Origin of the sequence: Agrobacterium deltaense RV3, assembly GCF_900013505.1 — a bacterium.
In the GTDB taxonomy this organism is placed as follows: Bacteria; Pseudomonadota; Alphaproteobacteria; order Rhizobiales; family Rhizobiaceae; genus Agrobacterium; species Agrobacterium leguminum.
On record NZ_LT009746.1, the window covers coordinates 1,032,637 to 1,051,379 of the forward strand.

Sequence of the window (18,743 nt, forward strand, 5' to 3'; positions counted from 1 at the left end):
GATGAGCATAGACAATGAGAACGAAGAAGTGAATTAAGGGCATTTGGTGGATGCCTTGGCATGCACAGGCGAAGAAGGACGTGATACGCTGCGAAAAGCCGTGGGGAGCTGCGAATAAGCTTTGATCCATGGATCTCCGAATGGGGCAACCCACCTCAGATATCTAGAAAATCTGTTTTGCTAAACACCTTGATTGTTTTGAACGGTCTGATGGGCTTCCCATACAGACCGCTAGGTCGTCGCCGATCGTTCGGCGCGCCGTCCGCAGGCCTTCGGCCGTGAGGACAGAACAAAACCCGGTATGTCCGGGTTCGAGGGTTCAGCGAAAGAGGTTTCTAGATATCGCAATGAGGTATCTGCACCTGAATACATAGGGTGTAAGAAGCGAACGCAGGGAACTGAAACATCTAAGTACCTGCAGGAAAGGACATCAACCGAGACTCCGCAAGTAGTGGCGAGCGAACGCGGACCAGGCCAGTGGCAATGATGAATAAAGCGGAACGATCTGGAAAGGTCGGCCATAGAGGGTGATAGCCCCTTACGCGTAGAACAGTCATTGTCCTTGAGTAGGGCGGGACACGTGAAATCCTGTCTGAACATGGGGAGACCACTCTCCAAGCCTAAGTACTCGTGCATGACCGATAGCGAACAAGTACCGTGAGGGAAAGGTGAAAAGCACCCCGACGAGGGGAGTGAAATAGAACCTGAAACCGGATGCCTACAAACAGTCGGAGCCCGCAAGGGTGACGGCGTACCTTTTGTATAATGGGTCAACGACTTAGTGTAACTAGCAAGCTTAAGCCGGTAGGTGTAGGCGCAGCGAAAGCGAGTCTGAATAGGGCGATTGAGTTAGTTGCATTAGACCCGAAACCGAGTGATCTAGCCATGAGCAGGCTGAAGGTTGGGTAACACCAACTGGAGGGCCGAACCCATAACTGTTGCAATAGTTCGGGATGACTTGTGGCTAGGGGTGAAAGGCCAATCAAACTCGGAAATAGCTGGTTCTCCGCGAAATCTATTTAGGTAGAGCGTCGACCGAATACCCTCGGGGGTAGAGCACTGGATGGGCTATGGGGACTCACCGTCTTACTGATCCTAACCAAACTCCGAATACCGAGGAGTACTAGTCGGCAGACACACGGCGGGTGCTAACGTCCGTCGTGAAAAGGGCAACAACCCTGACCTCCAGCTAAGGTCCCCAAGTCATGGCTAAGTGGGAAAGGATGTGAGGATCCCAAAACAACCAGGATGTTGGCTTAGAAGCAGCCATCATTTAAAGAAAGCGTAACAGCTCACTGGTCTAAATAAGGGTCTTTGCGCCGAAAATGTAACGGGGCTAAAGCCATGCACCGAAGCTGAGGATTTGCGAGTAATCGCAAGTGGTAGCGGAGCGTTCCGTAAGTCTGTGAAGGCGGACCCGTGAGGGCTGCTGGAGATATCGGAAGTGCGAATGTTGACATGAGTAACGATAAAGGGAGTGAGAGACTCCCTCGCCGAAAGACCAAGGGTTCCTGCTTAAAGTTAATCTGAGCAGGGTTAGCCGGCCCCTAAGACGAGGCGGACACGCGTAGTCGATGGGAACCACGTTAATATTCGTGGGCCTGGTGGTAGTGACGGATCTCGTGTGTTGTTCAACCTTACTGGATTGGTTGGGCGGCGAAGAGGTTCCAGGAAATAGCTCCACCGTATAGACCGTACCCGAAACCGACACAGGTGGTCAGGTAGAGTATACCAAGGCGCTTGAGAGAACTATGTTGAAGGAACTCGGCAAATTGCACGCGTAACTTCGGAAGAAGCGTGACCCTTTTGTACGCAAGTATGATGGGGTGGCACAGACCAGGGGGTAGCGACTGTTTATCAAAAACACAGGGCTCTGCGAAGTAGCAATACGACGTATAGGGTCTGACGCCTGCCCGGTGCTGGAAGGTTAAAGGGAGGGGTGCAAGCTCTGAACTGAAGCCCCAGTAAACGGCGGCCGTAACTATAACGGTCCTAAGGTAGCGAAATTCCTTGTCGGGTAAGTTCCGACCTGCACGAATGGCGTAACGACTTCCCCGCTGTCTCCAACATAGACTCAGTGAAATTGAATTCCCCGTGAAGATGCGGGGTTCCTGCGGTCAGACGGAAAGACCCCGTGCACCTTTACTATAGCTTTACACTGGCATTCGCCAAGGCATGTGTAGGATAGGTGGTAGGCTTTGAAGCAGGGACGCCAGTTTCTGTGGAGCCATCCTTGAAATACCACCCTTATCTTCGTGGATGTCTAACCGCGGTCCGTTATCCGGATCCGGGACAGTGTATGGTGGGTAGTTTGACTGGGGCGGTCGCCTCCGAAAGAGTAACGGAGGCGCGCGATGGTTAGCTCAGACCGGTCGGAAATCGGTCGTCGAGTGCAATGGCATAAGCTAGCCTGACTGCGAGACTGACAAGTCGAGCAGAGACGAAAGTCGGTCATAGTGATCCGGTGGTCCCGTGTGGAAGGGCCATCGCTCAACGGATAAAAGGTACGCCGGGGATAACAGGCTGATGACCCCCAAGAGTCCATATCGACGGGGTTGTTTGGCACCTCGATGTCGACTCATCGCATCCTGGGGCTGGAGCAGGTCCCAAGGGTATGGCTGTTCGCCATTTAAAGCGGTACGTGAGTTGGGTTCAGAACGTCGTGAGACAGTTCGGTCCCTATCTGCCGTGGGTGTAGGAATATTGACAGGATCTGTCCCTAGTACGAGAGGACCGGGATGGACGTATCTCTGGTGGATCTGTTGTCCTGCCAAGGGCATAGCAGAGTAGCTATATACGGAATGGATAACCGCTGAAGGCATCTAAGCGGGAAACCAACCTGAAAACGAGTGTTCCCTATCAGAGCCGTGGAAGACGACCACGTTGATAGGACGGGTGTGGAAGCACAGCAATGTGTGAAGCTTACCGTTACTAATAGCTCGATCGACTTCTTCGTTCCCATTGAATATGTTCATCGAACAAAGTTCGATGACATCATCTTCTGTCCTCACGGGCCAAAGGCCCTGCGGACGGCGCGCGCCATAAGGCGCGACGGACTAGCGTCCTGTATGGCTGCCTCGCTCGGTCTCGAGCAAAGGTGGAATGCGGATCGGTCACAGAAAGACGTGTAAATTAAAACGAAGCGCAAGCTTCCCAGCTTCTCGAAAACAACAGTTTCCATGTGAAAACATGGTCTGTGATCGCTTGGATCAGACGTTGCCTCATATGCGAGGTGACCGTATGGCCAATTGGTGTCCCCTGTGAGCGAAAGCGAACAGGATAAGGTACACCAATCAACAAGCAATCATATGATCCATGCGAAACGCATGGATCATATGTTGCGTTTTGCCGACCTGGTGGTTATCGCGGGGCGGCTGCACCCGTTCCCATTCCGAACACGGCCGTGAAACGCCCCAGCGCCAATGGTACTTCGTCTCAAGACGCGGGAGAGTAGGTCGCTGCCAGGTCTGCAAAACGCAACTCAAAATCTTCTCAATCACTAAAGGGCAAAAATGCCCAAATCAAAAGGCCGCAAATGCGGCCTTTATGCTATAATAAAACAAGTCAACGCGGGGTGGAGCAGCCCGGTAGCTCGTCAGGCTCATAACCTGAAGGCCGCAGGTTCAAATCCTGCCCCCGCAACCACTGAAACTTGTAAATTCTCCCACTCGGGGTATTTGCGACGAAGCTCGTCCTCATATGAGTCGAGGAGCTTTTTTGTTTCTGCTCCGTCTCGATCTCCCCAGCTTCCAGCTTCCAGCTTCTCGATGAAGTCCGCATGCACTTCGGCGACGAAGCGTCGTTCCATCAAGTCGAGAACGTCCATCTGCGCGAGGATGGAAGCGATCAGACCATGCACCTGCAGAGTTGCCGGCTGGTGGCCTGGAGTCTTGCCGATCACCACTTTCTGCACCAGTGAGCGCACAATCGGCATCACCTGACGTTTGGCATCCTCGTTCTTACCGCGGCGCGCCTGCAGGAAGAAGTGGCGCATGCGCAGTTCCGTCTGGGCGGGATTGTGACGCTGCTTCAATTCCTCGATCTTCGCCCGCATGTTCGGCTCGGACGTGGTGAAGGCGTCGATCTCCCTTGCCAGGGCGACACGCTGGAGCTCGATCTGATCGAGCGTATCGTCGAGCGCAGCGAGAGGAGGGCGGCCTTGCATGGCGCGGTCCGAGATCTGCTGGATGATGCTCTTCTGCTTGCGCTCCAACTCGTTCAGTTCGCGCGTCATCTGCTCGCGCTCGACTTTCGGGCGGCGAAGCTTTGATGTTTCCTGTTCGATCACCTTTGCCGACATGGTGTCGAACATCCCCAGGGAGAAGAAAGCGGCCGGCAGGCAATCGAGAACGCGGCTCTCCAGCTCCTGGCGGGTAATGGTCTTGCTGTTACCGCAGCAGGCTCCGCCGAGCTCGTCGATCGGCAGGCGCTTCTTGCGGTTGGTGCAGCTATAGCGATCTTTGCCGCTAATGGCGTAAGGGCCGCCACATTCCGTGCATTCGAGGAGGTGACTGAGCAGGTATCCAGGGCGGTGCGTTGCATTTAGCCGGTTGCTCTGCCCGAAATCGAACAGCTCGCCGATCTCTTTCTGACGCTCCTTCACCCCGCTGCCAGAGGTCGTCGGAAACGATGCGCATTTCTGGCACTGCCGTCAGCACCCATTCGCTTGCGTCGTTGACGCGCGCCGTACGGCGCTCGGTCGGCCATTGCCACAATGCCCATTGCGGTCGCCGGTTCGATTCCATCCAACTGCGTTGATAGCGGAACAACCGGTCGATGGTTTGTATTCCATCAAATGATTGCTCTGCGGCCCGTCAGGGCAGATTCTTTCACCGGTCGATCAGGCACACTTCTGGGATATGCTTCATAGATTTCGAGGGTGAGATCAGCACCGGCATTGTCGTGGGATATCCTCGTAATTCTGCAGGACTGATCTCACCCTTGAATTAGAGCCGGTAGCCGCCACTCGCTTCGATAACCTGGCCGGTCACCCACCGGCCTTCATCCGAGGCCAGGAAGGCCACCACCGCGGCGATGTCCGACGGTTCGCCGAAGCGGCCAAGGGCGGTATCTGTTTCGATGGCGGTCACCATTTCGGCGCTTTCGCGGACAGCCGCGTTCATATCGGTTCGCGTCCAGCCCGGCGCAACGGCATTCGCCGTGATGCCACGGGGACCCAGTTCAATGGCGAGCGAATGCGTGAAGACGTTGAGGCTTCCCTTGGCCATCGAATATATAGCCGCCATCGGCGAGGGTCGTGTGGCGAAACCGGAAGACACGTTTACCACCCGTCCGCCATCACTCAGGCGGCTGAGTGCGGCCTGCACGACGAAAAACGGCGCACGGACGAAGACGTTGAACATGGCGTCAAAGCTCTCAGTGGTCGCATTGTTCAGCCCGCCAAAACCGCTGCCGCCGGCATTGTTCACGACGATGTCCAGCGTTTTGCTGCCGTTGCGGCTCTCAAGTTCAGCATCAAGCGCCTCAAACAAGGGCGCTATGGAACCCGCGTCCACCAATTCTGCCTTCAGAGCGAAGGCGCTGCCACCGGCTTGCTGAATCGCGGCGATGGCCTCGTCGGCGCCAGCCTTGCTGGAGTTGTAAGTCAGTGCGACGGTCGCGCCGTCTGCGGCGAGACGCTCTGCGATAGCGCGACCGATGCCCCGTGACCCTCCCGTCACGAGAGCCGTTTTTCCATTGAGAGACTGCGACATAGAATTTTCCTTCGTTAGCCAAATGCGATTTCAGTTATTTGCGGACGAGCTCGCGCGCCGGTTCACGCGATCCGTTCGCGCGCGATCGGGCCGGGATTTGCCTCGACGACCGTGAGGGCCAAGCGCACGAGATCGGCGTCGCCGCCAAATTCGTGATCTGCGATGTGATGCAAAAGCACGCCGACCTGTTCGAGCTGCCTCGCACCGGCGAGTGGACCGGCGTTGACGGGCTTGAACCCGGCGTCGGCGACCAGACCCCTGGTGACCCTCCCGGCTGCGTCGTCGTCGCTTACGTAGAAGATGCTGGGCTGCGCCGGCGATGCTGACCACGCATCCGCCTCAAGCACCGGAGCCGCCATGAGATTGAACGCCTTGACGATGCGTGCCTTCGGCAGCCGTCGTTGCAGGTCTTCCGAAGTCGAGCTGTCGCGCATGAACTCCAGATCATGGAAGTGCACGAAATCGGCGGTAACGCCGAGCGGGTTCATGGTCTCGATAACGACCTTGCCGTCGAGCGCGCCGCCGACCTCGGCAACGATTGCTTCGACCCGCGGCCAATAGATGGAGAAAAGAACGGCGTCGCCGAACTCCGCAGCCTCGCGGATCGTGCCGAGCCGAGCCTTATCGCCCAGTTCCGCAAGTAATGGCGCGATTTTCCGATCCTCACCGTCCTTCGCAATAACGAGTTCGTGACCTGCCGCGGCCCAGGCTCTTGCCAGTCGACTGCCGAGATTGCCGGCGTTTAAGATTCCGATCTTCATTAGATATCCTATTCACTTCAACGTTCACGCTTCCTCGCGGAGCGGTTCGGTTGGAAGTTAGGATATCGCTCAGGAATAGATTAGATGCCCGACGAACCCCAGTCTGTTGTTCGTGCGAGCAACAATGGTGAACCTGCGCTCGGTCGGCGGGCGGTCTGGCGCGCAATTCCGAGCTTCAGCGAGGCCTCAGCTTCGGCTGGAATCACTACCATCCCCGAATGCATCGCGGCAAAGATCAACGAAGCCACGTACCTTAGGATCCATGTAGCGCGTGGAGGCAAAAACGGCGTGAACCGGCATCGGTATGCTTGCCCAGCCAGGCAAAATCCGAACCAAACGTCCCTCCGCCACATGTGGCTCAGCCATGAACTGCGGAAGTTGCGCCACTCCCAAACCCGATACGGTTAGGTTCTTGGCCGCAACGATGTTATCGAGCGCGCAGCGTGGCGCCTGCGAAACCTTCTCTGTTGCTGGGCCATTGACAAGGGTCCAGCTTGCACGGCCGCTGGACGTTTTCATGATGAGGTCGTGGCGCTTCAAATCGTCGACGGTACGGAGCGCCGGAGCGTCCTTCAGATATCCGGGCGCGGCATAGAGACCGTAAGTTATCTCTCCGAGCTTCCGAGCCGACAAATCCGAATCTTGCAGGGTGCCAATACGAATCGCGACATCGATTCCCTCGTGAATGACATCGACGAAGCGAATTGAATATACCGCTTCCACCGTAACCTTCGGCCACTTGGACAAATATGCGGCGATCCAATTGTCGACCCGCGTTGTGCCGAACTCCGGTGTCGCTGTGATCTTAAGCCGGCCCTTGGGCTCCTGGCTGTGCTGGGCGACCGCGGCTTGGGCCGCCTCCGCGGCCGCAAGGATCGAGGACGCGCGTTCGAAATAGTCCCTTCCGACTTCTGTCACGCTGAGCCGGCGCGTCGACCTGTTCAGCAGCCTCGCGCCTAGCTTTTCCTCGATCCGCTGCACGATGCGGCTCACCCGAGCCTTGTCAGTCTCGAGGCGATCGGCCGCAGCGGTAAAGGACTCCTCCATTACCACTGCGACGAAGACCTGCATTTCGGAAAAGCCGATTGTTGATGTCATGGGCAACATTCTGTCACGCGCCGCTTGAACCATCAATCAGCGGGAGCCCCATATCTCCGACATTAAAGAGCTAAACTCGGATGCGCTGTTGCCGTCGAAACAACAATAGAATCGGCCGATTTTGCTCGGCGCATATTCCAGCATTTAATCGCGAACCGTCGTTTCGATAGCATCGACGCGGTCAGGGTAAAACGCGAGGTATCCCTTAATCATCAGCATGTGGTCGAAAGGATCCTCGTAAGACCAGGCGACATCTCTGGCGGCGCCACCTCGCGCGCTGAAATAGCTGGCATCACCCTTGTAGGGGCAGTGGGTGCTGGTGTCGCTCCGGCTGAGTTCATGCATCGCCACGTCAGTGCGCGGGATGTAGTAGACTGGATTGAGGCTCGCCTCTTTTAGGATGAGGGCGTCACGGCTGTCGGCGAGGACGGACTCATCCAGGTTGACGATAACCCTCTAGCCCGCAGGAGCGACCGTGATCGGATGGTCAGGACCTGGCTTTCTTCCACCTTCCATGTCGTATCCCTTTCTTTTGCTCGCGGCGGTCCGCAGCGCTCGAGGCCTCTCTCAACCGACAGCCGGACGCCCTTGGAGGGGCGTCCGGCAGGAGGTCAATTCGCGACGGTCGCGGCGCTTGCCTGGGCCATGAAGAGGTCGACGTGGACCTGCGGCATGCCCTCGAACGTGCCGCCGATCGGCGACGGGCGCTTTGCCTCGTCGATCAGGCGCCGAGCATGTTCACGCGACACTGGCGTGCCTGGCTGCGTGTAGGCGCGCTCGGCTTCCGGACCCGTCGCCTGCAGGTCAACCGTCGGAGCGTAGGCCCAGAAGTAGATCGGCGTGCTCGGTTCGATGCGCCAGCTGTCCGCGAGCGGGCCCGCGTCGATTGCATCAAAGCCGATCTTATCGAAGAACTCGGTCACCGCCTGCTTCGCTCCGGCGTCGTCACCCGCGATCGGCAGCGTCGTGCGGTTCGCCGAACCCTGCGGCGTCGCGTTGGCCTTCATGTGGAGCCAGCTGAGGTTGTGCATGCCCTTGACGACCTTCGCCCCCGGCAGACGCCGCTGGATCAGCTCGCTGGAAGTCAGCTCGGCCTTGTCGAGGACGTCATTGTTGCCGAATGCGGGATAGTAGTTCGTCTGGTCGAGTACGACCTTGCCCGCGAACTTGTCGGCGGGCAACTGCTCGGTAGCGGCGATCGGGATCGAGAGCGTGACGATGTCACCCGCCGCGATGGCCTCCTCGGTGGTGCCGGCGCGCGCCAGCGGACCAAGCTCCTCTATCAGGTCCTTGATGCTGTCCGCGCCGCGGGAGTTGCTGACCACCACCTTGTAGCCAGCCGCGGTCGCGAGGCGCGCGACTGCCTTACCTACGAGGCCGGAGCCGATGATTCCGATTGTTTGTGTCATGTACGATGTCTTTCTTCATAGGGGCGGTAGCCGCCGACGGGATTCATGCGGCCGCACTGTCCCGCGCGCCCTTCGACGGCGAGCGCTCCAGCAAGCGACAGGAGCGAAGTTATGAATTTGATGGAGGAGTTAACAGTCGGGCCGCAGGCAACACATTGTTGTCCCTCGAACCGACAATAAATCGCCAGCCGTGCAGGCGCACTCAACCCGCGAACGACAAGGTCGCTCGAAACGCAAGCGTGATGATCGGATCGCTACGATACCCGGTGACACCGAATGGCTTCACGCCGTTTAGAATCGAACGCCTAGGGCGCAGCAGATCGTCTCAACTGAAGCCTTCGACATTACTCCTGAAGCCATCGCGGCAGACGTCGACAAACCCCCGCACCTTCGGATCCATGTATCGCGTCGAAGCAAAGACGGCATGGACCGGTACAGGGATACGCGCCCAACCCGGCAGGACTCTAGCAAGGCCGCCTTCCTCTACATGCGGCTCGGCCATGTATCTTGGGAGCTGAACGATCCCCAGACCCGACAGCGCCAGGTTCCTGGCGGCCATGGTGTTATCGAGGGCGCACCGTGGTGCGTGCCACACCTTCTCCGTCTTTTCACCATTCACCAAGGTCCAGCTCGGACGGTCGCGCGGCGCATGCATGATGAGGTCGTGCCGCTTCAGATCATCAACCTTGCGGATAGACGCTGCGCCCCTCAGATAATCGGGGGAAGCATACAAGCCGTAGGTCAACTCTCCCAGCCTGCGGGCCGAAAGCTCCGAGTCATCCAACGGACCTATGCGAATCGCCACATCGACACCTTCATGAATGATATCGACGAGACGGTTCGTGTACTCCGTTTCGACGGTGACCTTCGGCCACTTGCGCAAGAATTCAGCGATCCAGCCATCGACCCGCGTCGTTCCAAATTCAGCCCCCGCCGTAACTCTCAGGCGGCCCTTCGGTTCTTGCGTCCGTTGTGCCACTGCGGCTTCTGCGGCTTCAGCAGCCGCTACGATGGAAGAGGCGCGTTCGAAATAATCGCGCCCGACCTCCGTCACGCTGAGGTGCCGGGTCGATCGGTTCAAAAGCCGCGCGCCGAGCTTTGCTTCCATTCGGCTGATGATGCGGCTCACCCGCGCCTTGTCCGTTTCGAGGCGTTCCGCCGCTGCAGTGAAGGATCCTTCCGTCACCACAGCGATAAACGCCTGCATCTCTAAAAAATCTATTGTTGCTGTCATAGCAACAGTCTGGAACGATTGGACGGAATTATCAATCTTTGAACAACGGAAATCGCCCTTTGGACACGACCGGATTAAGACTCGCGTGTCTTTGAAATGTGAGTGTCTTCAAACGACAGATGGGCTAGTTCGCAGTTTCCCCCAGTTTAGCATGTTGGGGGGAGAGGCCGAAGGTTTGCTTCCTTTCATGAGCGTAGTGCGAGTTTAAAGGTGGGGCATCCTGGATTACAGCCGGGCGGTGATCGAAAGCCAATATCAGTCGCCTGTTATTGTCGACAGAGCCGTCATGTACCGGAGGGAGAGGCGCCGCCTTCCGATGGCGCCTGGCGGATACCGGTCAGGCGATCGCGCCGCCGTCTGCGGTGATCGTCGCGCCCGTGATGACGCTCGCGGCGGAGCTTGCCAGGAATACAACGGCGTTTGCGATCTCCTTTGGCTCGCCGAAGCGCCCGAGCGATGTCAGGCTTCGCTGGAAGTCTGCTGCCGCGCCGTTTGCGGGGTTGGCATCTGTATCCGTCGCCCCAGGCTGGACCAGGTTCACAGTGATGCCCGACGGCCCCAGCTCACGCGAGAGGCCGCGCGTGAAGGACGTCAGTGCCGCCTTCTACATGGCGTAAGGAGTTATGCCAGGAAAAGGTACCCGCTCGCCGAGGGCGGAACCGATCGTGATGATACGGCTGCCGTCTCGCAGATGCGGGATGACCGCCTTTGCAAAAAGCACCGGCGCCCGAACGTTGACGTCCATGAGGGTTTGATATTCGTCAAGGTTCAGATCGGCGATGTTTCCCGAATGGCCGATCGCCGCGCTGTTCACGAGGATGTCCAGCCTGCCGAGCGCGGTCACGGCGTCTTCGACAGCCCGCGCGATCGCCTGCGGATCGGCGCTGTCGGCTCGGATGGCCACGGCACGGCGGCCGTGGCTTTCGACGGACCGGGCAACCGCCGCAGCTTTTTCGCTCGAATTTTGATAGGTGAACGCCACATCGGCGCCATTCTCCGCAAGTGCTTCGACAATAGCCGCGCCGATGCCGCGAGAGCCGCCCTAACCAAGGCGCGCTTTCCACTCAAATCAATCATAGGATTCGATTCCTTTTTCGAATTCGTGAAGTCGGGAGAGCCTCAGCCTTTGCTCCCGACGGATGACCGCCTATTTTGTGGCCCCGGCGCAGCGATTTAAGTGGCGATGAATGCGACAGCTTGTTGCGCGGTGGGGAACAGCGACCGTTTTCCATCCCGTCCGTTGCAAGTCGCGCAACATCGCGTTCCCGACAGGGGGCCCTTTCTCACGACCGTGGACCACCTACATGTCTACACACGTTTCCTCTGAAAATGGAGTGAAGATGAAAGGCCGCCATATATGACAATCCGGGACCACCGTCTGTGCTTAAATATGTCGATGTGCCTGATCCGGTCTGCGGGCCGGACGAAGTCCTCATCAGGGTGGAAGCAATTTCCATCGAAGGCGGAGATCTGATCAATCGCAGATCGACGTCCCAGGCACCTCGGTACGTGGTAGGCTACGCAGCGGCTGGAACGGTCGTGCGTGTGGGCAAAGACGTGACCACTCGTGCCGTCGGCGACAAGGTCGCTGCTTTTAGTCTGCAGGGATCGCACGCTGAACTTTGGGCTGTCGCTGCTTCGCGAACGTGGCTAGTGCCCACGGGCCTGGACATCGCAAAGGCGGCCGCGCTGCCGATCTCCTTTGGCTCCGCCTATCACAGCTTGATCACCCGAGGCGGCCTACGGGAGGATGAAACGGTCCTCATACAAGGCGCGGCTGGAGGCGTTGGGCTTGCGGCGGTACAGCTTGCCAGACAGGCAGGAGCAACCGTCATTGCCGTCGCGAGTGGAAGTGAAAGGCAAGCTCGTCTGACCGAACTTGGAGCCGCCTTCGTCGTCGACCGCCTTGAGCACGACATCGTGGAAGAAGCGCGCCGGCTGACCACCGGGAAGGGCGTCGATCTGGTCATCGACCCGGTCGGTTCCACTTTGCAAGCTTCGCTTTGCGCACTCGCGCCGGAAGGGCGTCTCGTCTTTCTCGGCAATGCCGGCGGCGGAAAGCTCGATGTCGATCTATGGCAGCCGATGCAGAGCAATCAGACGCTCCACGGGGTATTCATGGGATCCGTCCTCGAACGGCCTTCGGTGCACGGCACGGTCGACGAGCTTCTTGCCGCCGCCGCAGCCGGCAAGATCGACGCCGTGATCGACCGATCCTTCGCGCTTCAAGATGCTGCGAAGGCGCATCACTACGCAGAGACGGCCAAGCCCCTCGGGCGTGTCGTGATGACGCCGTGACTAGGAAAAGGAGGACCGCCGTATGATCAAGCGGGTTTCGTTCAAGAACAAAGATATCGAGGTCGTCGGCAATATCCACCTGCCGCTGGATTTTGACCAAACCAGTTCATATCCTGCGATTGTCCTTGCGACGCCGGGCAGCAGCGTGAGGAGCAGATCGGAGCGATCTACGCCGAACGGCTCTCCGCATACGGGTTCATAGCGCTGACCTTCGACCCGTCATACCAGGGCGAGAGCGCGGGCGAGCCGCGCGATCTCGAAGACGATGCCGCCTTATGTCGACGAGGCGCGGATAGGGCTTCTCGGGATTTGCGCAGGCGGGCGTCGGGGACCGACCGGTCAGTATGAGGCGGGTAGGCGTCTGTTCGACCATTCTCCGTCGAACGCAAAGCACTTCTTCGAAGTCGAAGGCGCGGGTCACTATGACATGTACTACAAGCCGGAATATGTCGGCCCGGCGGTCGCAAAGCTGGCCGAGTTCTTTTCAGAGCATCTTGCACCATAGGACTCGGCAGGCTCCTAGGACGAGCCGGAGTCGTAGCACTCGATCAGCATCTCGGTCAGCACGCGAACCTTCTTGGCAGGATGCTGTCCAGGTGGCCTGACCACGAAGATGCCGGCGGTTGGAGGCGGATACTTCGGCATCACTTCGACGAGGGCGCCGGAAGCGATATGCTGGTCCGTGAGGCCATTCGGAAGTCTGGCGATGCCAAGCCCTTCCAGAGCGGCGGCAAGCAATGCTACCCCGTTGTCGGCCTTAAAACCGGCCTTGCGGCCGGATGTTGAACACCTGGTCGCCGTCGGTGACCTGCCAGCTCTCCGTTCCCTGCATAAGCGCCTCATGCTTGAGAAGTTCATCCGGCGTTTCTGGCAGACCATTCCGGGCGACGTAGTCGGGACTCGCAACGAACCTTCCGTAGAGAGGTCCGACGCGCCTGGCTATGAGGTTGGAATCCGGCAGATAGCCGATCCGGATGGCGCAGTCGAAACCTTCGGTGATAAGATCGACGAAGCGGTCGGTGTAGCACGAAGTGACCTGGAGGTGCGGGTGTCGGCGCGCCATCTGAGACAGGACAGGGGCGAGGTGGGTCGGCCCAAACGACAGAGGGGCGGCGATCCTGATCCGCCCGCGCAGCTCGCCCGCTGGCAGGATCGTTTCGCGGGCCACGTCGATCTCCGCCGAGATTCTCGCCGCGTAATCGCGAAACGTCGCGCCTTCCTCTGTCAAAGCGATTCCGCGTGTCGTGCGTGCGAGGAGCTGGACGCCCAGTTCCGCCTCCAGGCGCGCGATGCGTCGGCTCACCATGGACTTTGAGACGCCGAGCCGTTGCGCGGCGGGCGTGACACCTCCTGTGTCGGCGACTTCCACGAAGGTCCTGAGATCGTCGATTTCCATTTCGCGTTCCCCTTTCTGCAACACAGCTCGCGTTTCCGAGGGCTACCGCATCAGGGCTGGCGCTGACAAGGTTTTCGTGGATCGACGTCCTACGGACGCGTTCACACTGTCGACGAACCATCAAAAAGGATATTTCATGACCTTTCGTAACGGCCTTGCCTCGCTTCTACGCCCCGAAGACTCCGTGCTCGTCCTTATCGATCATCAGCCGTATCAGCTCGCGAACGTGAACAGCCACGAGCCGACGATGGTGGTCAACAACACGGTTGGCCTTGCCAAGGCGGCCAAGGCCTTCGACGTTCCGACCATCCTCACAACCGTGATCGCGGAGCGCGGCGGCAACCTGTTCCCGCAGATCGCGGACGTCTTTCCCGGCCAGGACATCATCGACAGAACGCTTATCAATACCTGGCAGGATCCGAAGGTTGTCGACGTGGTGAAGGCGACAGGCCGCAAGCAACTGATTATCGCCGGACTCTGGACGGAGGTATGCGTCGCCATGCCGGCGATACAGGCCGCGGGTGAGGGCTGGGATGTAACTGTCATCACGGACGCCTCCGGAGCAGTTTCCGCTGAGGCGCATCAAGTCGCAATCCAGCGCATGATTGCGGCCGGCGTCAACATGATGACCTGGCTCGCGCTCGCGGCCGAATGGCAGCGTGACTGGGCCCGGGCCGAACAGGCTGTAAAGGTCACCGACGTCATCGTCCAGCATTCTGGCGGGAGTGGCATCGCATATCTGTGGGAGCAGCAGTTGCTCAACACTACCGCGCCCAAGGCTGGCGCTGGAGCGTAAGCACGCTTAAAAAGAGGAGCAGGTGCGTCACGCGTCACCGCTCCTCGCTGTGAATGGATGATCATCGGCAAGAAGTGGACAAGGCATGAGCTGAAATCCTGCGATCGAACCAGGATGCCCTGACGAGGTCGGCGTGGCCGCGATCGAAACGTTGATCGTTCCGCGCGCCCGCGATCTTGGCGGTTTTGAAGTCCGACGTGCGTTGCCCGCGCCGAACCGACAGTTGGTCGGCGCGTTCATATTCTTCAACCAGGCCGGTCCCGCCGAGCTTCTGACGGGGCACGGCGTCGACGTCCGGCCACATCCGCAATCGGTCTCGGCACCGTCACCTACCTGAGTTGAACTGAACGGCTGCAGAGAAAGGCGTATGTACTCGGAGCAGATGAGTGCGGCGGCAGGGGTCGTCCCAACAGCCCGTTCGGAATTCAGACGTTGTTTGCTCTGGCACGATCGAAGCAGCCATATGATCAAAGCCGCAGGCCCACGGCCATTAGGTCGATGAACTGTCGAACCCTTGCATCGAGAAGCCTGCGGTCGGGATAGATGGCGCTGATCTCGACAGTCTCCGTTGGTATTTCCGGCAGAATGTGAACGAAACGGCCGGACTGGATATCTTCGCCAACCAGAAAGTTCGGCATCAGGGCAATGCCGAGGTCGCGCCCGACAGCGCTATGCAAGGCTTCCCCGCTATCCAGCCGCAGTCGGCTTCTAATCTGCGCGGAAATCCAATTCCCATCGGCATTCTTGAAGCGCCATTGTTGCCTTGTCCCTCGGCTGCTGAAGGAGAGGCACGGGTGACAGGTCAGTTCATCAAGGCTCCGTGGCTCGCCGTGCAATTCGATATAACGTGCGGATGCAACGATGTGATATCGGTCTCGGGCCAGGACGCGTGATACTAGACGGCTATCGACAGTGGTGCCGCCGAAGCGAATAACTAGATCGAAACCTTCTTCGACGATATCGACCAATCGATCGGTAAAGCTTGCCTCGATTTGCGCCTCTGGCCACCGGGCCAGGAAGCTTTCGATAAACGGCATGATGACGCGCTGACCAAAAGCATGCGGTGCGGACAGACGAAGTACGCCGCGCGGCACGCCAGTCGGACCGGCGACGCTGCCTTCCGCCTGATCCACGGCATTGATGATACGCAGACCATGTGCATGAAACGCGCGACCCTCATCTGTAAGGCTTAAAGCCCTGGTGGTCCGGTTCAGCAACCGCACACCCAGTCTCTCTTCAAGGCGGGATACTGCCTTACCCGCTGCGGACCGGGTCAAACCAGAGATCCTAGCCCCGGCAGCAAAACTCCCAGCCTCCGCCACGGCCATAAACACGGCAATATCGTTGAGGTTCGCCCGTATCATTACAGCTCCATCGACGCGAATTTAGTTGGCGTCAGTGTATCCCACTATTCCCCAATGAGCGATGGAACGCGCTTGTTGGGATCGCTACATTACTCTTACGAAAACTTTGAAAGGAGCCAACCGATGGAAAACGAAAAAACGCTTCGTCTGCTCTTTCCCCAATGGCAGGGTGGAGGTGACCCCTCTTACATGTTCGGTGCGAGACTGCTGGCTTGGCTCGCGCCGGAAACGGATGGCCCCTTCGAAGAAGTGAACGTGGCAGAACCAGACGGAAAACCTTTGCCCGTCGTTGAGGGGATCCTGGCGCGCGACGTTGTCCTTGATCAGATCCGCGACGCACGTAGCCGCATCGATCGTCATCAGCCGGATCGCATTGTTGTACTCGGCGGAGATTGTGGTGTCGATCTTGCGCCCTTCGCCTATTTGAATGAGAGATATGGCGGCGACCTCGCCGTACTCTGGATCGACGCCCATAGTGATCTGTTTTCCAGCAAGGTATTTCCAAATTCCCATGCACATGTGCTCGGGAGCCTGCTCGGCCAGGGTGATCCGGAGTTTTTAAATGCCGTGAAAACACCGATCAAGCCTGGCAAAGCGCTGATCGCGGGATGGCGTAAACTGCCAGACAAGTATTCCGAACTGCAGCAATTCGAGGATGATCTTGCCGAACGCATGCAGGTTCAGCGGGTGGGGCCGGAGGAACTCGCTGCCGACAGCGAGCCCGTCCTGAAATGGCTGCGGGCGACGGGCGCCAGGCACGTCGCAGTGCATTTTGACCTCGACGTCCTCGACGCGACTTTATTCCGTTCTCTGACCTTTTCCAGACCGGGCGCTGTCGCCCCAACGGACGACGACATCCAGGCCGGTCGGATGACGCTGTCGCAAGTCGTGAGACTGCTGACCGACGTGTCACGCGAAGTCGATGTCGTTGGCCTCGGTATCACAGAGCACATGCCGTGGGATGCGATGGCCTTACGAGATGCACTTGCAAAACTACCTTTGATAGGTCGCACCGTCTCGCAGACGGTTTCTTCTCAACTCTGAAGACCAGAGATCATGGTATGCAGCTCATGACAGATACGCTCTCCCGCCGGGGCTTTTTGATAGGCTCACTGGCCGCAACGTCCACACTTGCCAGCTGCGCGACCTCCACGCAGGCCGATGCACGACGTGACGAGTTCGCAGCGCCGGCAGCACTTCCGGCCCAAAGCGGAGCCGATGCCGAGCTTGACGCTCCTTATGCGACATTTGAGGACGGCGGCCATCTGGTAGCTGCCGTCCCATATCGGCAAATCGATCCAAAGTTCTATCGCCAGCGTATTCCAAACCCAACAGGAGAAGCAGCAGGGACGGTCGTCGTCGATACGCCGAGCCGTTTCCTCTATCTGGTCGAGCAAGACGGCACGGCCATACGTTACGGCGTCGGCATTGGGCGGGACGGATTTGCCTGGCAGGGCAGGGGCACGATCCACTGGCGCCAGCATTGGCCAAGATGGAAGCCGCCGGCGGAAATGATAGCCCGTCAGCCGGAACTGGAAAAATATTCGGTTGCCAATTGAGGCATGGACCCCGGCGTGCAGAACCCGCTCGGCGCGAGGGCACTGTATATATTTCAGGACGGGCAGGACACGCTCTATCGTCTTCACGGCAATCCCGAATGGCAGTCCATCGGGAAAGCCGTTTCGTCGGGCTGCGTGCGCCTCTTGAACCACGACATCGTCGATCTTTACGAGCGTGTGCCTTATCATGCACCGATCGTCGTCCATCAAGCGCCGCTGCTAGGTTCCGCTTGATGTTCTGCGATCAACGTCTTGCCTTGTCTTGCCGAAATAGGCGCTGTCGCGCTGTCGGCCGCCATGATGTATCTGACCTTTTGCGCTATGCGGGGAAAATTTCGGAATCGTCTCGCCGTGGCCGAGGCGTAATCGGATCGCAGAATGGTAAAGTACTTGCACGCCGGATCGCCTGCGCGAGCCGGTCATTGGTTTCCTCGACGGTCGGGATCTGTCCATATTTTACCGCTGCCCTGCTAACGGTCTCGTCTATGACGCGCATGGCCGCGGCAACAGCGGCTGCGCACAGGCGAATCTCGAATTCTGTCGGTGACATATCCAGCCTGAAAGCAATCACGCGCGCCATGGCGATCTCCGTCATGCGTGTCGCCATGAAGAATGGCTCCAGCAATGCGGGCTCTTCATCCAGTCGGGCGATGAGGTGAACGACGAGCTTGCCATCCTCGATTTCCTTTGCGTCAATTTTGCTGAAGTCGTACGCGATCTCAAGAAAGCGTTCGACGGACGTATCGAGCGGCCATTTTGCAAGTTTTTCGGCAAAGCGCTGCGACGTCAGTGCAAACAAGGGCTCGATGCAGCTCTCCTTGGTGCGGAAATAACGCCACAGCGTCCGCCTTGAGATGCCGGCCGCCTCGGCGATCTCATCGCCGCTGGTCTCAGCAACGCCTTTCTCGAGGAACAAACGCGCGGCGCACCGCGCCACGTTGATATGCGCGTCCTCCGCAACCGTCCTGCTCATCGCTTCCTCCCAGTCGTCAGATCTCATCCTTATATGGCAACGCGTGCCACAAGAGAAGCAGCTCCGCGGACGTGGTCAGAAGGTTTCGAGCTTTTGTCAGTCTTGATAATGACACTAAGTGTCATTATACGGTTTACTACC

The 18,743-nt window shown here is 58.5% G+C and carries 14 protein-coding genes, 1 tRNA gene, 2 rRNA genes and 5 pseudogenes; 12 read left to right on the forward strand and 10 right to left on the reverse strand.

Annotation, left to right across the window (positions count from 1 at the left end):
* Window positions 1–22: 22 nt before the first annotated feature.
* The 5 genes from AGR7B_RS19080 (at window position 23) to AGR7B_RS19095 (ending at window position 4,270) form a co-directional block, all read left to right on the forward strand.
* A 23S ribosomal RNA gene (locus AGR7B_RS19080) occupies window positions 23–2,956 on the forward strand.
* Window positions 2,957–3,352: 396 nt separating this feature from the next.
* Window positions 3,353–3,467 (forward strand): 5S ribosomal RNA (gene rrf, locus AGR7B_RS19085).
* A gap of 101 nt (window positions 3,468–3,568) precedes the next feature.
* A tRNA-Met gene (locus tag AGR7B_RS19090) sits at window positions 3,569–3,645 on the forward strand.
* A 133-nt stretch (window positions 3,646–3,778) separates the two neighbouring features.
* Complete coding sequence (locus AGR7B_RS26000) at window positions 3,779–3,919, forward strand: hypothetical protein (RefSeq protein ID WP_162934201.1); 141 nt, start codon at window positions 3,779–3,781, stop codon at window positions 3,917–3,919.
* Window positions 3,920–3,985: 66 nt separating this feature from the next.
* Window positions 3,986–4,270 carry a hypothetical protein gene (locus tag AGR7B_RS19095; protein WP_078053820.1) on the forward strand — a complete coding sequence of 95 codons (285 nt, stop codon included), beginning with the start codon at window positions 3,986–3,988 and terminating at the stop codon, window positions 4,268–4,270.
* Window positions 4,271–4,946: 676 nt separating this feature from the next.
* Here the strand turns inward: AGR7B_RS19095 and AGR7B_RS19100 are convergent.
* The 7 genes and pseudogenes from AGR7B_RS19100 to AGR7B_RS19130 all read right to left on the reverse strand — a co-directional run bounded on the left by AGR7B_RS19100 (window position 4,947) and on the right by AGR7B_RS19130 (window position 11,293).
* Window positions 4,947–5,714: an SDR family NAD(P)-dependent oxidoreductase gene (locus tag AGR7B_RS19100; protein ID WP_080857595.1), complete on the reverse strand. Its 768-nt coding sequence runs from the start codon at window positions 5,712–5,714 to the stop codon at window positions 4,947–4,949.
* A gap of 62 nt (window positions 5,715–5,776) precedes the next feature.
* Window positions 5,777–6,475: an NADPH-dependent F420 reductase gene (locus AGR7B_RS19105; protein ID WP_078053818.1), complete on the reverse strand. Its 699-nt coding sequence runs from the start codon at window positions 6,473–6,475 to the stop codon at window positions 5,777–5,779.
* A 186-nt stretch (window positions 6,476–6,661) separates the two neighbouring features.
* Window positions 6,662–7,573, reverse strand: a complete 912-nt coding sequence (locus tag AGR7B_RS19110; RefSeq protein WP_162934202.1) for a LysR family transcriptional regulator — start codon at window positions 7,571–7,573, stop codon at window positions 6,662–6,664.
* Window positions 7,574–7,717: 144 nt separating this feature from the next.
* Window positions 7,718–8,089: pseudogene (locus AGR7B_RS19115) on the reverse strand (DUF427 domain-containing protein).
* 95 nt (window positions 8,090–8,184) lie between these two features.
* The gene (locus AGR7B_RS19120; protein WP_078053817.1) at window positions 8,185–8,982 is read right to left on the reverse strand and encodes an NADPH-dependent F420 reductase; all 798 of its coding nucleotides are present in this window, start codon (window positions 8,980–8,982) and stop codon (window positions 8,185–8,187) included.
* A 325-nt stretch (window positions 8,983–9,307) separates the two neighbouring features.
* Window positions 9,308–10,216 carry a LysR family transcriptional regulator gene (locus AGR7B_RS19125; protein WP_080857596.1) on the reverse strand — a complete coding sequence of 303 codons (909 nt, stop codon included), beginning with the start codon at window positions 10,214–10,216 and terminating at the stop codon, window positions 9,308–9,310.
* Between the two features lie 337 nt (window positions 10,217–10,553).
* A pseudogene (locus AGR7B_RS19130) lies at window positions 10,554–11,293 on the reverse strand (SDR family NAD(P)-dependent oxidoreductase).
* A gap of 303 nt (window positions 11,294–11,596) precedes the next feature.
* Here AGR7B_RS19130 and AGR7B_RS19135 point away from each other — a divergent pair.
* The 3 genes from AGR7B_RS19135 (at window position 11,597) to AGR7B_RS26540 (ending at window position 13,019) form a co-directional block, all read left to right on the forward strand.
* Window positions 11,597–12,514: a quinone oxidoreductase family protein gene (locus AGR7B_RS19135; protein ID WP_078053815.1), complete on the forward strand. Its 918-nt coding sequence runs from the start codon at window positions 11,597–11,599 to the stop codon at window positions 12,512–12,514.
* 22 nt (window positions 12,515–12,536) lie between these two features.
* The gene (locus AGR7B_RS26535) at window positions 12,537–12,716 is read left to right on the forward strand and encodes a hypothetical protein (RefSeq protein ID WP_245317722.1); all 180 of its coding nucleotides are present in this window, start codon (window positions 12,537–12,539) and stop codon (window positions 12,714–12,716) included.
* Window positions 12,717–12,779: 63 nt separating this feature from the next.
* A complete protein-coding gene (locus tag AGR7B_RS26540) occupies window positions 12,780–13,019 on the forward strand; it encodes an alpha/beta hydrolase family protein (RefSeq protein ID WP_236775061.1) in 240 nt (79 codons plus the stop codon).
* A gap of 14 nt (window positions 13,020–13,033) precedes the next feature.
* On the opposite strand, the pseudogene AGR7B_RS19145 reads toward AGR7B_RS26540, so the two are convergent.
* Window positions 13,034–13,910 (reverse strand): annotated as a pseudogene (locus tag AGR7B_RS19145) (LysR family transcriptional regulator).
* Window positions 13,911–14,046: 136 nt separating this feature from the next.
* Here AGR7B_RS19145 and AGR7B_RS19150 point away from each other — a divergent pair.
* Together AGR7B_RS19150 and AGR7B_RS19155 are read left to right on the forward strand one after the other, a co-directional pair.
* Window positions 14,047–14,706 carry a hydrolase gene (locus AGR7B_RS19150; RefSeq protein WP_078053814.1) on the forward strand — a complete coding sequence of 220 codons (660 nt, stop codon included), beginning with the start codon at window positions 14,047–14,049 and terminating at the stop codon, window positions 14,704–14,706.
* 103 nt (window positions 14,707–14,809) lie between these two features.
* Window positions 14,810–15,042: pseudogene (locus AGR7B_RS19155) on the forward strand (pirin family protein); the annotation flags it as partial.
* A gap of 131 nt (window positions 15,043–15,173) precedes the next feature.
* Here AGR7B_RS19155 and AGR7B_RS19160 read toward each other — a convergent pair.
* Window positions 15,174–16,070, reverse strand: a complete 897-nt coding sequence (locus AGR7B_RS19160) for a LysR family transcriptional regulator (protein WP_078053813.1) — start codon at window positions 16,068–16,070, stop codon at window positions 15,174–15,176.
* Window positions 16,071–16,193: 123 nt separating this feature from the next.
* Here AGR7B_RS19160 and AGR7B_RS19165 point away from each other — a divergent pair, with 123 nt between their 5' ends.
* Together AGR7B_RS19165 and AGR7B_RS19170 are read left to right on the forward strand one after the other, a co-directional pair.
* Window positions 16,194–17,114 carry an arginase family protein gene (locus tag AGR7B_RS19165; RefSeq protein ID WP_078053812.1) on the forward strand — a complete coding sequence of 307 codons (921 nt, stop codon included), beginning with the start codon at window positions 16,194–16,196 and terminating at the stop codon, window positions 17,112–17,114.
* Window positions 17,115–17,131: 17 nt separating this feature from the next.
* Window positions 17,132–17,863 (forward strand): annotated as a pseudogene (locus AGR7B_RS19170) (L,D-transpeptidase).
* A gap of 85 nt (window positions 17,864–17,948) precedes the next feature.
* Here AGR7B_RS19170 and AGR7B_RS26235 read toward each other — a convergent pair.
* Complete coding sequence (locus AGR7B_RS26235; RefSeq protein ID WP_158080276.1) at window positions 17,949–18,602, reverse strand: TetR family transcriptional regulator; 654 nt, start codon at window positions 18,600–18,602, stop codon at window positions 17,949–17,951.
* Window positions 18,603–18,743: the final 141 nt, after the last annotated feature.

Bases quoted from the DNA above. Each gene is read 5' to 3' on its own strand.
- AGR7B_RS19160 (WP_078053813.1), bottom strand. From the start codon at position 16,070: ATGATACGGGCGAACCTCAACGATATTGCCGTGTTTATGGCCGTGGCG.
- AGR7B_RS19110 (WP_162934202.1), bottom strand. From the start codon at position 7,573: ATGACATCAACAATCGGCTTTTCCGAAATGCAGGTCTTCGTCGCAGTG.
- AGR7B_RS26000 (WP_162934201.1), top strand. From the start codon at position 3,779: ATGCACTTCGGCGACGAAGCGTCGTTCCATCAAGTCGAGAACGTCCAT.
- AGR7B_RS26535 (WP_245317722.1), top strand. From the start codon at position 12,537: ATGATCAAGCGGGTTTCGTTCAAGAACAAAGATATCGAGGTCGTCGGC.
- AGR7B_RS26540 (WP_236775061.1), top strand. From the start codon at position 12,780: ATGCCGCCTTATGTCGACGAGGCGCGGATAGGGCTTCTCGGGATTTGC.
- AGR7B_RS19105 (WP_078053818.1), bottom strand. From the start codon at position 6,475: ATGAAGATCGGAATCTTAAACGCCGGCAATCTCGGCAGTCGACTGGCA.
- AGR7B_RS26235 (WP_158080276.1), bottom strand. From the start codon at position 18,602: ATGAGCAGGACGGTTGCGGAGGACGCGCATATCAACGTGGCGCGGTGC.
- AGR7B_RS19120 (WP_078053817.1), bottom strand. From the start codon at position 8,982: ATGACACAAACAATCGGAATCATCGGCTCCGGCCTCGTAGGTAAGGCA.
- AGR7B_RS19150 (WP_078053814.1), top strand. From the start codon at position 14,047: ATGACCTTTCGTAACGGCCTTGCCTCGCTTCTACGCCCCGAAGACTCC.
- AGR7B_RS19100 (WP_080857595.1), bottom strand. From the start codon at position 5,714: ATGTCGCAGTCTCTCAATGGAAAAACGGCTCTCGTGACGGGAGGGTCA.
- AGR7B_RS19165 (WP_078053812.1), top strand. From the start codon at position 16,194: ATGGAAAACGAAAAAACGCTTCGTCTGCTCTTTCCCCAATGGCAGGGT.
- AGR7B_RS19125 (WP_080857596.1), bottom strand. From the start codon at position 10,216: ATGACAGCAACAATAGATTTTTTAGAGATGCAGGCGTTTATCGCTGTG.